Origin of the sequence: Desulfovibrio sp. JY, from assembly GCA_021730285.1 — a bacterium.
Taxonomy (GTDB): Bacteria; Desulfobacterota; Desulfovibrionia; order Desulfovibrionales; family Desulfovibrionaceae; genus Solidesulfovibrio.
Genome location: CP082962.1, coordinates 77,088 through 90,363, shown reverse-complemented (window position 1 = coordinate 90,363; position 13,276 = coordinate 77,088). Strand labels below are relative to the sequence as shown.

The 13,276-nt window shown below is 59.8% G+C and carries 11 protein-coding genes; 5 read left to right on the top strand and 6 right to left on the bottom strand.

Features of this window, described 5'->3' with window-relative positions; genetic code table 11:
• Window positions 1-742 precede the first annotated feature (742 nt).
• On the bottom strand, window positions 743-1,126 hold the full coding sequence (locus tag K9F62_00360; GenBank protein UJX41192.1) for an SH3 domain-containing protein: 384 nt from the start codon (window positions 1,124-1,126) through the stop codon (window positions 743-745).
• Between the two features lie 263 nt (window positions 1,127-1,389).
• Window positions 1,390-1,536 carry a lmo0937 family membrane protein gene (locus K9F62_00355; protein ID UJX41191.1) on the bottom strand — a complete coding sequence of 49 codons (147 nt, stop codon included), beginning with the start codon at window positions 1,534-1,536 and terminating at the stop codon, window positions 1,390-1,392.
• Window positions 1,537-1,818: 282 nt separating this feature from the next.
• On the opposite strand from K9F62_00355, the gene K9F62_00350 reads away from it, so the two are divergent.
• From K9F62_00350 to K9F62_00330, 5 genes are all read left to right on the top strand, one after another.
• A complete protein-coding gene (locus tag K9F62_00350; GenBank protein UJX41190.1) occupies window positions 1,819-2,550 on the top strand; it encodes a Crp/Fnr family transcriptional regulator in 732 nt (243 codons plus the stop codon).
• Window positions 2,551-3,097: 547 nt separating this feature from the next.
• On the top strand, window positions 3,098-3,343 hold the full coding sequence (locus tag K9F62_00345) for a GlsB/YeaQ/YmgE family stress response membrane protein (GenBank protein UJX43088.1): 246 nt from the start codon (window positions 3,098-3,100) through the stop codon (window positions 3,341-3,343).
• Window positions 3,344-3,501: 158 nt separating this feature from the next.
• Window positions 3,502-4,401, top strand: coding sequence for a BON domain-containing protein (locus K9F62_00340; GenBank protein UJX41189.1), 900 nt, complete (start codon window positions 3,502-3,504; stop codon window positions 4,399-4,401).
• Window positions 4,402-4,518: 117 nt separating this feature from the next.
• Entirely contained in the window at window positions 4,519-4,677 is a 159-nt protein-coding gene (locus K9F62_00335) for a DUF3309 domain-containing protein (protein UJX41188.1), read from the top strand.
• A 120-nt stretch (window positions 4,678-4,797) separates the two neighbouring features.
• Window positions 4,798-4,956, top strand: coding sequence for a CsbD family protein (locus K9F62_00330; GenBank protein UJX43087.1), 159 nt, complete (start codon window positions 4,798-4,800; stop codon window positions 4,954-4,956).
• 240 nt (window positions 4,957-5,196) lie between these two features.
• Here K9F62_00330 and mdoH read toward each other — a convergent pair whose 3' ends face one another.
• The 4 genes from mdoH to treZ are packed head-to-tail and all read right to left on the bottom strand — an operon-like array spanning window position 5,197 to window position 13,270.
• Window positions 5,197-7,665, bottom strand: a complete 2,469-nt coding sequence (gene mdoH / locus K9F62_00325) for a glucans biosynthesis glucosyltransferase MdoH (GenBank protein UJX41187.1) — start codon at window positions 7,663-7,665, stop codon at window positions 5,197-5,199.
• Complete coding sequence (locus K9F62_00320) at window positions 7,662-9,266, bottom strand: glucan biosynthesis protein G (protein ID UJX41186.1); 1,605 nt, start codon at window positions 9,264-9,266, stop codon at window positions 7,662-7,664. Before K9F62_00320 ends, mdoH begins: the two co-directional genes overlap by 4 nt.
• The gene (locus K9F62_00315) at window positions 9,259-11,379 is read right to left on the bottom strand and encodes an amylo-alpha-1,6-glucosidase (GenBank protein ID UJX41185.1); all 2,121 of its coding nucleotides are present in this window, start codon (window positions 11,377-11,379) and stop codon (window positions 9,259-9,261) included. Before K9F62_00315 ends, K9F62_00320 begins: the two co-directional genes overlap by 8 nt.
• Complete coding sequence (gene treZ, locus K9F62_00310; GenBank protein UJX41184.1) at window positions 11,372-13,270, bottom strand: malto-oligosyltrehalose trehalohydrolase; 1,899 nt, start codon at window positions 13,268-13,270, stop codon at window positions 11,372-11,374. The genes K9F62_00315 and treZ overlap by 8 nt, the downstream gene beginning before the upstream one ends.
• Between the last annotated feature and the right edge of the window lie 6 nt (window positions 13,271-13,276).

Genomic DNA, 13,276 nt, shown 5'->3' with positions numbered 1-13,276 from the left:
TTGCGGGGGATGCGGCGCGCATTCTGGCGTTTTGAGAGCCGGCGCGGTCGCGGGCCGGAGCTGTTGGGGTTGATTGGTCGTTTGCATGGTGCCGTTCTGCGGGGAGCCTTCCCTGGTCTTTTGCATAATATTCTCCGATGCATCTCTTTGCCGACATAGCAATGAGGATCTGCGATGATGGGACATTTACAGGGAATTCTCACTGCGTCTGTGCGCTATCGCACCTAAGGATAACCAAAAGGCTGACGATACAATTCAATATCAGGATTAACCAATGGCAACTATTAAAAATTATTGGAACTTATTCTATTGTTGTATCGTTTGAATTACGCGAGAAGATTTTTCGACAGTCTATTGGAAAGTCTTTGCATAAGAGCATCGAGGCAGGGGCGCAGAGAGTGCGCATTCCAGCGAACTCCTTGCCAGCGCACGTCATTTCGGGCGGCGTCGACGTATTCGCCTCCTCTTTGGCCGGGATGGTGTTGTCGAAGCGCAGGATGCACTGCCGCAAAATTTCAAGCCCAGCCCAACTTGCGGCCGAGGGGCTTGGCGTGGCCGGTGTGCTGGGAGCCGAGGGGGGCGGGTGGGAAGCTGGTGTGAACGCGTCCGGCCCATTTGCCGGATCTCATGTTCTCGTCGATAAGCTGGCGGATGCAGTCCCAGGCCGGTGCAGCGGTACCGGCCTGGGGGCGGTCGAGACGGCCGGCCGATGATGAATCGGCCGGCCCCGGGACATCGGAGGTTAGAAGAAGATGTTGTTGGTGTTGACCCAGCCATACATATTGAGGCTCGGCACATGGACCAATGCCCAGCCCTCGCGGTCGTTGACCAGGATGTCGACCTGGGCGCCCATCGGCATCTTGGCCAGGATGCCGCAGTACAGCCCTTCGCAGTTGCGAAGGGGCAGGTCGGTCATGCTGGCCCGGGCCGTCGCCTGGGGAGTCAAGGTCCAGGCCTCGGCCAGTATGGCCTGCTGCTGCGAACTCAGGGGCCCCGTGGAAGTCATGGCCATGTTTTGTTGCATGGTTTGCGGCGCCATCTGGGCCTGGGCCGCACCGGCGAAGGCAACGATCAAGGCTGACAAGAGCACAAGGGCAAAGATCGGGAAGGCGAGACGGATATTCATAAAAAACTCCTTCGTGTTACGCCGCGCCGCCTGCGCACGGCAGTGTTGGTCCTGTTCCCCTTGGAAAAGAATTTAGCCTGTGTGGCTCCGAAAGATGATAGATTCAAAACACATTGGAACAATCCTTACCCTTTGGATACCGCATAGTTAATTTTAAAATAGCTTCAACGCATGATGACGTGTGTGCAGCACAGCTCAGAGGCGTTTTTTAGCGGTCTGTGTTTGGCAGAAGATACTGCGCGAATGCCGCCGGCGTTCACTGGCTAAATACGCCTGCCCTGAATAAGCCGGACAACGATTACTATAATCGCCAGAACCAGTAATATGTGAATGAATCCTCCCAGGGTGTATGAGGTAACCAGCCCCAGAAGCCACAAGACAATAAGGATAACCGCGAGAGTTCCGAGCATGACCGTCTCCGTTTGCGTTTGGAGGTTTTCTCGTTATTACGATGTGTACCCCTGGGGATTCGACGGGTCTGTGCGATAGGGCACATTTTCCAAATCCGTCCTGTTTTTTTTGCCCACAACTCACGAGTCCGTCTCAAACCCTCGGGTTTGGACGCTTCAGGGGATTGGATTAACCATAGATACCGGGACACTCGGATGTGAATTTCAAAAAAAAGAGTTGGAAAAAGTTTTTTTTGGGGGCATTAAGGGAACATTGTTTTCCAGGTCAAAAAGGAGGCTCGGATGTCCGAGATGACCTCACCACAACAGAACCATCTTCTGGCCGCCTTGCCCGCCGAAGTCCAAAACCGACTGATCCCGCATCTCGAACTGGTGGCGATGCCCTTGGGCAAGGTTTTGTATGAATCCGGGGATGCCTTGTGCCACGCCTATTTTCCGACTGATTCCATCGTGTCGCTGCTTTACGTGATGGAAAATGGTGCTTCAGCGGAAATTTCGGTGGTGGGCAACGAGGGCCTCATCGGCATCGCGGTGTTCATGGGGGGCGGAGGCAGAACCCCGAGTCGGGCGATCGTGCAAAGCGCCGGGCACGCCTATCGACTCTTGGCAGGCAGGCTCGAGGAGGAGTTCAACCGGCATGGCGATCTGCAGCAGTTGATGCTGCGCTACACCCAGGCCCTTATCACGCAAATGGCCCAGACGGCTGTCTGCAACCGCCACCATACGATTGATCAGCAGCTCTGTCGCTGGCTTTTGCTTTCCCTGGACCGCCTGCCAAGCAATAAGTTGACCATGACGCAGGAATTGATTGCCAACATGCTGGGCGTACGCCGCGAGGGCGTTACCGATGCTGCCGGCAAATTACAAAAACTCGGTGTGATTGAGTATAGCCGAGGGCACATCACTGTTTTGGATCGGCCCAAGCTGGAGCAGTTGAGTTGCGAGTGTTACGCCGTAGTCAAGAAAGAAACGGATCGCCTGCTGCCGTATCTCCACCCACGGAAGGTCGAATGACAAGGGCACTTATTGTTGAATAAATCGCTTGGCACCGTAATCAATAATAATTGCTGTCGATAGAAAATGGAACGGACCGATTGCGGTCGCGCATGATCTGACCGATTGGCTTCCCCCTTTTGGGTGATGTTCGCCGCGGCTGCGCAGGTGAAGGGCTTGGGCTGGCGGGCGAAAATGGGCACAGGGGAAGCTTGTCGGAGCCTGTCGCCAGAATATATCCAGTCCTTCCTGCCGCTTCCCCCATCTGTTGCACCACATCGAGCATCCATATCCGCGTCGATTTGGTCGATACACCAACACCGTCTGACGGGTCGCCCACAGGCGATTGCCTCTTGCCGCGCTCTGCGTTTCTTGCATTGTTACGCTTTGGAAAAGCAAAGGTTCAGGCGTTGTTAGATGCGCTTTGATTTGCCGTATGACGCGCCATGAGGTTCGCATGGAATTATGTGCAAAATATATATTCGCGGGAAGTCCCGTTATTGTCGCATTCCTTGGAAAACGTGCTATGGATCTCGGTAAGTCCCCAAAAGGGACATGGGAGTGGATCATGAATGGGCTTCTTTGGTTTCTGCTGGTCGGTCTGATAGCCGGATGGTTGGCGGGCGTCCTGGTGAAGGGAGGCGGGTTCGGTGTCCTCGGGGACATGGCCGTCGGAATCCTCGGCGCAGTGATCGGCAGATATCTGTTCGGCTTCGCCGGCATCGGTGGAGGAGGACTGCTCGGTGCAATCATCGTGGCCACCTTGGGGGCGGTGATCCTGATTTTCCTCTTGCGCTTGGTTAGAAGAGCCTGATGGCGTAGCGCAACTAAAACAGCAAAAGTGTTTGTAGTAGACTAGAATACCAGGGTTATTAACAAAAATATGTCGATTTTGAGAAAAAGTATGAAAGCAAATTTTTTGCAATAAAGTTTCTAGGAGGCCGTAAAGGTGAACATAAAAAGGGATAAGGTATGAAAGTTGCGATATATCGTTTGGTGTTGCTCGCAGTGTTGGCCTTCTTATTATTAAGAGGCGATCGCATGTTCGCTTCCGCCATGGATGACGACATCGAAACGGCGGTAAAGAAGTCCTATGTGTTCACGACAGTTCTCAAAGGTGATGCCATTCGGATTCAATCCAGGGACGGAGCCGTTACCTTAAGCGGGACTGTTTCCGAGGAATACTCCAAATCCTTGGCCCGAGAGACTATTCTCGGTCTGCCCGGAGTCGTCAGCGTGGACAACCAGCTTACAATGAAAAGTGCTGTCCCCTCTGCGAACTCGGATGGGTGGCTCCTTGCCAAGGTCAAATCCACGCTGCTGTTTCACAGGAGCGTGAGCGCCATGGCGACCCAGGTTTCCGTAACGGGAGGGGTCGTCGTCCTGCGCGGTCAGGCCACCAGCGAAGCCCAAATAGACTTGGCCACGGAATACGCCAGGGATGTGGATGGAGTAAAGAAAGTCACCAACGAGATGACAGTGGCTCCTGCCGACGTGGAGATAGGCGGAAATCCGATCAGCGAAAAAAGGGTCGGTGAAAAAACGATGGGCGATAAAATGGACGCCATGGGCGAATCCGTTGATGACGCATCCACCAACGCCCTGGTCAAGATGGCGTTGCTCTCGCATCGCTCGACCAACGCCCTCAATACCACGGCCGAAACGAAGGAAGGCGTGGTCACCCTGGGGGGCAAGGCCAGGAATGCGGCTGAAAAGGACTTGGCCACCAAACTTGTCAGCGATGTGTATGGCGTCAAACGGGTGGTCAACAACATGACGATCGCGGGAACTGAACCCAAGGCCGCCAATCCGGCCCGTGGTGTTGTGAATGTCGCAGATGCTGCTTGTTTCCAGGCACAAGTTGCATATTGAAGCCGCCCCAAGGGGTTGCAGGTCAAGGCCATTTCCAGTGACTAGAACCTGCCGTGAAGCGGTTTCACTTGAAGAACAGTTATTCGTATTTCACAACTCTTAAACGAGGGTAGACTTATGTCCATTGGCACTATTTTACTGGTCGTTTTGATACTGGTTCTTCTTGGAGTAATCCCATTGTGGCCGCATAGCCGGTCTTGGGGGTATGGTCCGAGCGGCGTGGTTGGCACAATTTTGATTATTCTTCTCATTCTGTATTTGTTGGGGAAATTATAGTCAATCATTGCAAATCATCCTCAAGCATATGTAGCAAGGATGTTTGCTGAAAGTCAGCATCTCATTATTGCATACACCTATGTCACAGGGGAGGAATTCATGAAATCCAGCACCAAAGACATTGCGGAAGGAAAGTTACATCAGGTCAAGGGCAAGATAAAGGAAGTGGTCGGGGACGTCGTCGGCAATCCGACCCTGGAAGCCGAAGGGAAGGTTGAAGGCGTGGGCGGGAAAATTCAAGAAAAGATTGGCCACGTCAAAGGTGTCGTGGACAAATAAGAGAGAGGCCTCGCCCTGGCCCGGACCGGTTGGTCCGCCCGGGGCGGTCGGAATCGACCGGTGTGAATCCCCGGAAACACGGAACGACAAGGCCCGTTCGTGGCGACGTGACCGGGGCTTGCCGCGTTCCTTGTCCTCATATCGCGTCCTCTAAAAGGGCATGCTTTTTTTGAGGACAACAACTCTTTAGAATAATTGTTTTTCTTTAAAAATATTATCGTATTTTTAAGGGACACAACCCTAGCGCCAGATGGCCAGCCATTGCCGACGCAAGACGTCCTCGCCGAGAAGCCAGAGCCTGCGATGGGTTTCGACCAGGGCGGCGCCATCCCCAAGCAGCGACGCTTTCTCCGCCCGCGTCAGGCCATCTGGTCCAAGGTTTACGGCCTTGTCCACGAGGTCCTGACGTGTCGGCCTGTCCGCCCTGTCGGCGCGGGAGGGGCGGCCGATCAGGCCGATCCGTCGACCGCAGGCCGCTGGATCGACCACGGTCAGGGCCACGCCGTTTTCCCTGGGAATGGCAAACGGCCTTGGGGCGCGGGCGTTTTGTTCGTGCAAGGCCGCCAGTTCCGCCAGTTCACGTGGCGGCGCCGTTTCCTCGGGGATGCGCAACACGCCGATGAGTCTGAGCCATCGGCCAAGTCCCGGCTGGCTCGTGACCACGGACAGGGGGATCGAAAACAACAGCGGCCCAAGGACCGGGCTGATCCACCAGAAGAACTCCCGGTTTAGGAGATACAGCACGCCGCCCCACAGGGCGGCCAAAAGCGTTCCGCCGCCATGGAACCGGATCGCTTCGGACCAGGAGGTGGCACGGTCGTCGCGGACCTGATGGCCCCAGCCGGTTTCCAGCCCAAGGAGCGTAATGAATACAAATTTGCTGTGAAAAAGCATCCGTACCGGGGCCAGCAGCGAAGAAACGAGCACATCCAGGGCGATGCCGGCCATGAGCCGCAGAAAACCCCCGAAAAGCCGGGACCGACCCTTGGCGAGCACCAGGATGGCGGCGAAGAATTTGGGCAAAAAGAGCAAAACGCCGGTCGTGGCCAGAATGCTTAGGGCCCACCAGGGCTCCCAGATCGGCCACTCGGGAAACAGGGTGCGCGTGGGCGGAAAATAGGTGGGCGGGGTGAGCGTCTCGATGACGGCTTCGACGCTGGAGACGGCCAGGAACAGGAACCAGAGCAGGGCCGAGCCGTAGGCCATGATGCCGTTGACGAAAAGGGCCCGGTGGACCGGAATCAACCCCCTGGTGAACAGCAGGCGCAGATGCTGCATGTTGCCCTTGCACCACCGCCGGTCCCGGGCCAGTTCGGCCAGCAGGTTCGGCGGCGATTCCTCGTAGCTGCCGGGGAGGTCGTAAGCCAGCCACACCCCCCAGCCGGCCCGGCGCATGAGCGCGCTTTCCACGAAATCATGGCTGGATATTTCGCCGCCCAGGGGAGGCTTGCCGGAAAGCCGGGGCAAGGCGCAATGACGCATGAAGGGCTTGATGCGAATAAGCGCGTTGTGCCCCCAGAACTGGGCGTCGCCAAGCAGCCAGAAGTGCAGTCCGGCTGAAAACATGGGGCCGTAGAGATGGTTGGCGAACTGCTGGGACCGCGCCAGGGGCGTGTCGTGCCCGACAAGGGCGGGAACCGATTGCAGGATGCCCACATGCCGCTTGGACTCCATGACCGAGACCATGCGCGCGATGGTCGCTCCGGCCATGATGCTGTCGGCGTCCAGGACCAGCATATAGATGTAATACGCCCCGAAGCGGCGACAGAAGTCGGCGATGTTGCCGCTTTTCATCTTGGTGTTCACCCGGCGGCGGCGATAGAAGATGCGGTCTTGCCCGCCGACCCGTTCCCGCAGGCCGGCCCAGGCGGCCTCTTCCTCGGCCCAGGCTTCCGGGTCGCGGGTGTCGCTCAGGATGAAAAAATCGTAGCGGCCGATGTCCGTTTCGCGTTCCAGGGAGCGGTAGACGGCTTCCATGCCTGCCGTGACCCGGTCCATGTCCTCGCCGTAGACCGGAAAAACCACGGCCGTGCGGACGTCCGGACGCGGGGCCGCGTCGGCGGGGGCGGGACGGGTGATGGCAAAGCGGTCATAGCGGCGGACCAGGGTGGCGAAACCGGCCATGGCCGTCCAGAACCCGATGGATATCCAGGCAAAAAGAGTCGCGAAGACGACCAGCAGTATTTTTTCCAGGACCGTGCCGCCGCCATGGGGCAGGACCGCGGCCATGCGCAGGACCGCGAAAGCGGTCGGCCCAAGGATAAGCAGCGCCAGGACCATGCGGCGACGGCCGGCCACCTTGCTCCAGGACGGATTGGCATACGTTTGGGGGAGGCTGGAATGTTTGGGTTCGACCCCCTCCTCGGCCGTCGCCGTTCCCGTGGCCTTGCCGACGACCCGGCGCCAGGCTCGCGTTCCCATGTTTTCAGGGGCCATGGGGGTACGCTTCAGAGGGGGCGTCGGCCGCAGTCGCGGATCGGGGCGCGGCGTGCCGAGACGCGTGAACAGTGCGGCCATGGCCATCCGTTCGACCTCCCCGGGATCGCGGACCGCGTCCGGGATCGTCCCCAGGCAGTCAAGCGCCGTCCGAAGCCGCTGCGGTTCGGGCATGGGCACATGGCGCAAATAGGCCAGCAGTCGGGTGCCCGCGGCCTCAAGCCCGGGTTGCCCCGGGGCTGGGTCCTGCTTGTGGCGGGAGTCCGGGCTCATGAATTCCCCGGCGTCACGGCGTAGCTCCAGGTTTCGCTCACGCTCTTGTCGTCGAATTTCAAAAACGCCCGAAGCTCGATGGGACCGCGTTTTTCCGGCAGCATGTTCTGCAGGGTCGTGCCGCCATCCAGGCCGATCTTGAAGGTCAGGCGAAAGCCGCCGGTGGCCGGATTGCGCAAGCATTGCTGCTCGAGCAGCTTTCCCCCCGGGCCGACGCTGACCACGGCCTCGGCTTTCGCATCCTTCTTGAAGGGCTTGCTCTTGTCTCCCAGGAAATCCACGACGAAAAACCGGCTGTTCTTGTCGGGCTGGGACGTTCGTGTCGCGATGGTCATGACGCCGGGCGGCAGCCCGCCCGGAGCCGTCAGCCAGCGCATGCGGTAGTCGAAGCGCATCGGCTTGCCAGGCGCGGCCTGTTCCCGGGGACTGAAAAAGGCCACGACATTGTCGTGAATCTCCTGATCCGAGGGAATGAGCACCATCTCCACCTTGCCCGGGCCCCAGTCTCCCCGCGGCTCGATCCAAAGGCTCGGCCGTTTCTCGTAGCGCGCCTCGATGTCCTGGTAGTTGTCGAAGTCCGTGTCCCGATTGAGCAGGCCAAAGCCTCTGACGTTGTCCGCCTCGAAACTGCTGGTAAGCAGGGTGAGGGGATTCTGGGCCGGGCGCCACAGCCATTCCCCGGTCTGGAAATGGACCAGCAGGCCGTCGGAATCATGCACCTCGGGACGCCAATCCATGCGCCCGCTCGGTGGCGAATTCTCGCCGTACAAAAACATGCTGGTCAGGGGGGCGATCCCCAGGGTTTTGATGGGGGTTCGCAAATACAGGCGCGAGGTCACGTCCATGACGGTCTCGCGGCCCGGGATAATGGTGAACGCGTAGGCTCCGGCCAGGCTTGGGCTGTCCAGCAGCGCATAGATGGTCAGTTTTTTTTGGCCCTTGGCCGGCCTTTCGATCCAGAATTCGCGGAACCAAGGGAATTCCTCGCCTTCCTGTTCGGCGGTGTTGACAGCCACCCCCCGGGCCGAAAGCCCGTACGCCTGCCCCTTGGCCACGGCCCGAAAATAGGAAGCGCCGAGGAATACGACGAATTCGTCCAGGTAGGCGGTGGTGTTGATGACGGCATGGACCCGGAAGCCGGCGGCCCCGATTTCCGTCGGGAGCTGGGCCTTGAGTTCCTGGACCTGGCTGTAGTCGAACATTTCCTTGGTCACGACCACGGGTTCGACCTTGCCTGCATCGATGCTGTTGAGTTTGACCGTGCGGTCATAGAGAAAGCCCGGGTGGAAAAATTGCAGCGTAAAGGGCGATTTCGTCTTTCTCCACAAGGCGCTGCCCGGCTTGAAGCGGATTTTGCGCCAGGTATCGTAATCAAGCTTTTTGAGCGCCTCGGGAATGGGCGGCGGCGGCAGGTAGGGAACGGCCGCCAGAGCCTTGGCCGCCTGCTCCACGTTTGCAAGCGAGAATTGGTTTTTCGCCGCCTTGGCCGAGAAGGCCGGATACGCCGTGCCCAACAACAAAAGCACGGTCGCGATTCCCTGGAAAAGCAGCGTTGCGGGACATCGCCTGTTGTGTCGGGAATGGCTTGCGGTGCTATGCATACCGTCCTGCCTTGTTTTGTAGGATCGTGGCATTGCCCTGAGGGGCCGGGCGTGTTTGATGTTTCGAGTCTTCGCCCGCGCTCGCCGTCTTGACCCAGCAGCGCAGCACCTCGGCCACGCTCCAGGCCTGGGCAATACACCCGCGCGGCAGATAGGGCGGCTCGGCATCGAAAACTTCGCTTATCGATCCGATGCAGGCCTCCTCGATATGGGCCACGAGGCCGGTCAGAAACTGCCTGGCCTCGGCCGGCCGGTCCGGATGGAGCTTGAGCCAGGCATCCACGTAGGGGCCGATGAGCCAGGCCCAGACCGTGCCCTGGTGGTAGGCGGCGTCCCTGGAACGCAGATCGCCGTCGTAGCGGGCCTTGTAGTCCGGATGGCCGGGGGCCAGGGAACGCAGGCCCACCGGGGTCAGGAGCCGTTTGGTCGCCACCTCCATGACGCAGGGCCAGCGGGTCTGGTCAAGGACGGGATGATCCAGGGAAATGGCCAGGATCTGGTTGGGGCGGCAGGCCTCGTCGTTGCCGCCGCTTTCGGCATCGACCACGTCGTAGAGGTAGCCTCCCGCCTCATACCAGAAGCGTTCGTTGAAGGAGGACCGGACCCGGTCGGCGGTGCGGCCGATGGGGCCCGCGGCGGCGGCATCGCCTGTTTCGAGGAGCCATTGCTCGAGCAAACGCAGGGCGTTGTACCACAGGGCGTTTATTTCCACGGCCTTGCCGCGTCGTGGCGTCACCACCCAATCCTCCACCTTGGCGTCCATCCAGGTCAGTTGGTAGCCAGGCGCGCCCTGGCGCAGCAGTCCGTCATCGGGGTCCATGCCGATGCCGAAATCCGTACCCCGCATGTGATGCTGGATGCTGTCCACGAGCTTGGGGAGAACAAGCCGCAACGTGGTGCGGTCGTCGGTAGCCAGCACGTAGCGGTGGAGGGCGTGGAAAAACCATAAGGTCGCATCAGCGGTATGGTAGAGCCCGTCTTTTTCCCCTTCGGGAAACATGTTCGGAATAAGGCCGTTACGGAAGTATTCGGCAAAGGTCCGCAATATCCAGGCGGCCTCGTGATGGCGTCCGGTCATGAGCGTGAGGCCTTCGAGACTGATCATGGTGTCCCGGCCCCAATCGGTAAACCAGTGATACCCGGCGATGACCGTGCGGATCTCGTCGCCGGCCGCCTTGGCGCGCACGGCATCCTGGACGCGTCCCACCGGCGTGATGAGAAACTGGTCTGCCGCCAGAACGAGTTGGGCGGCGGAGTCGGTCCGAAGCTGCGGCGCGGCCGCGCCCAGAAGCAGTCTGCATCGCTGGGATTCCGCCCGGGAAGACGCTTCCGGGGACAGGGCCCGGATGGTTTCCCACGCTTCGGTCGACGCCACCAGGGTCGTCTGCTGCCCTTGCTCCAGGTCGGTGCGAAAATAGCCAGGGCTCCACAAGGAGCCTACGCTGGCGTATCCCCGATCGCGTTCCGTCCTGTAGGGGATGGGGGATGTTTCCTTGCCGTCGATGGTGAAGGCCGTGGACGGACCGTGGAGGAGCAGGCGCAATACCGGTTGCTGCGCCTCGCCGGAGATCTCGAACTGGTCCTCATACACCGAGAGGTGATAGCTTGGCGATTGCAGCAGGCTGACCGACGCGTCATGGGACCGGAACTGTATGGCCGGGCGCAGATTCAGTCGCAGCTTCCCGGGAGCGCGGAGCAGTTCGTACGTCACATGCACGGTATTTTGCCGATAGGGCATGAGCAGGCGCTTTTCGAGAACGAAATCTTCTGTTTCATATCGCCAGACCGGCAAGCCGTTATCCAGCCGAAAAGAGGTCAGGGGAAAGACTTCCTCGGGGGAAACGCCTGCCAGCTCCTCGGCTCCGGTATAGATCACGCGCCGGTCCGGCAGCCGCAGCCTCTCGGAGAGGCCGTTTAACACCATCATGCGCCCCAGAGGGTTCGGCAGGGCCGCGATCAGCAGACCATGATAGCGCCGCGTGATGGCGCCGGTCACCGTGCCCGAGGCGTAGCCGCCAAGGCCGTTGGTGACCAGCCATTCCTGAAGCAGGTGGGGATGGTGGACCGGGTCTTGACTCTCGTGTTTGGGAAGAAGGCGGATCGTGTCAGGCATCCTTTTGTGGCTCCATTGGCATCGGATAAAGGGCCACGGCGGCATGGCCGGGGAAACGCCAGTTTTCCTCGGAATCAAGCGGCGGGGTGCCCGTACCTCCATATTTGGGATCTTCGCTTGACCAGAGCACCTGCCAGCGCATGCCTTCAGGCGGGGCGAGCAAGGGCTCCGGGGCAGGGTCCAGATGCAGGTCCCGCCCGAGATTCACCACCAACAGGCGGTCGTCGCCGGCATCGTCGAAAAAGCGCAGCAGCAGGCATTCTTCGGCCAAGACCGAGCCGTCCAGGCCGCCGGGCTTCTGGGCGCGAAAGACCTTGGTCTCGCGCCGCAGGCGCAGCAGATCCTTATGCAAATCGTAGATGGGGCGGTGGCGTTCGCGTTCGCCGAAATCGAGTTTGCAGCGCTCGAAAACGGAAGGGTTGCCGGGGTCCGGAAGATAGGATTGCATCTCCAAGGTGTCCAGGCTGCGAAACTGATGCACGGACAAAGCGCGGCCCTCCTTGACGAGCTTGGCCAGTTCCGGATCGTGATCCGAGAAATAATGAAACGGCGAGGAGGCTCCGAACTCCTGCCCCTGAAACAGCATGGGGGTGCCCGGCGCCAGCAGCATAAGCGCGGTCATGGCCCGAAGCCTCCCCGGGCTGGTGAGGAACTGAATCCGTTCGCCGCGCCCGGAATTGGCGATCTGGTCGTGATTTTGGATGTAAAGGACAAAACCCGCCGGGGGCAGGTGCAGGCCCGGTGAACCCCGCCGTTTTTTTTGCCATTTGTAGCGCTGCCCCTGGTAGAGGTAGCCGTATTTGAGCATGGAGAGGAATTCCTGCGGCGTGCCCAGATAATCGGTGTAATAGGCTTCGCTGCGACCTGTCAGGGCTACCATGGCGCTGTGATGGAAGTCGTCGTTCCACAGGCCGTCCAGGCCGCTGCCGCCGTCTTTGGTCGGACGCACCAGATTCGTGTCCTGGGGTTCGTTTTCGGCCACGACGACGGTCTTTCGGCCATGCGCCGCCTCGCGCACCCGTTTGCCGATGGCGGTTACGATATTTTCCGGCGACTGGTCGAAGATCTGTTGGGTGGCGTCGAGGCGCAGCCCGTCGAGGTGGAACTCCTCTATCCAGTACGCGGCGTTGGTCAGAAAGAATTCCCGCACCGGGCCTGCGTTTTTTCCATCGAAATTGTTGGCTTGTCCCCAGTCGTTTTCATATTTGGCGGTGAAATAGTCCGGGGAGAATTCATGGAGGTAATTCCCGCTGGGGCCGAAATGGTTATAAACCACGTCCAGGATGACCCCCAGGCCGCAGGCATGGGCTTCGTCCACGAAACGTCGGAAATCGTCCGGCTGGCCGTACAGCCAAACCGGCGCGAATTGGCCGACCCCATCATACCCCCAGCCGAAACGGCCGGGAAAATCCGCCACGGGCATAACCTCTAGGACAGTGACGCCGCAGGCCGCCAGTTCCGGCAGTTCCTGTTGCGCCGCCGCCCAGGTGCCTTCCCGGGTGAACGTCCCGATGTGCATCTCATAGAGAATCTGCCCTTCGATGCCGACGCCCGGCCAGCCGGCATCCCGCCAGGCAAACGTCGCGGGATCGACCACCTGCGAAGAGCCATGGGGGCCGTCGGGTTGATGGCGCGAGGCGGGATCGGGATGATAATGGCTTTGACCATTGAGGCGGAAACGATACCGGGTGCCGGCGGCGGCCTGGGAGAGCAGTCCCGCATGGTAGCCGTTTTGCTCAGGCTCCAAGGCAATGGTTGCCGGAGCCCCTGGCCCGGACTCCACAACGACATCGACCGTTGCGGCGCGGGGCGCCCAGACGCGAAAATGAGTCCCTCCCTTGGGCTGGACCTCGGCTCCTATCGGGTAGCGCCGCTGGGGCTTACTGGGCATGTCGCC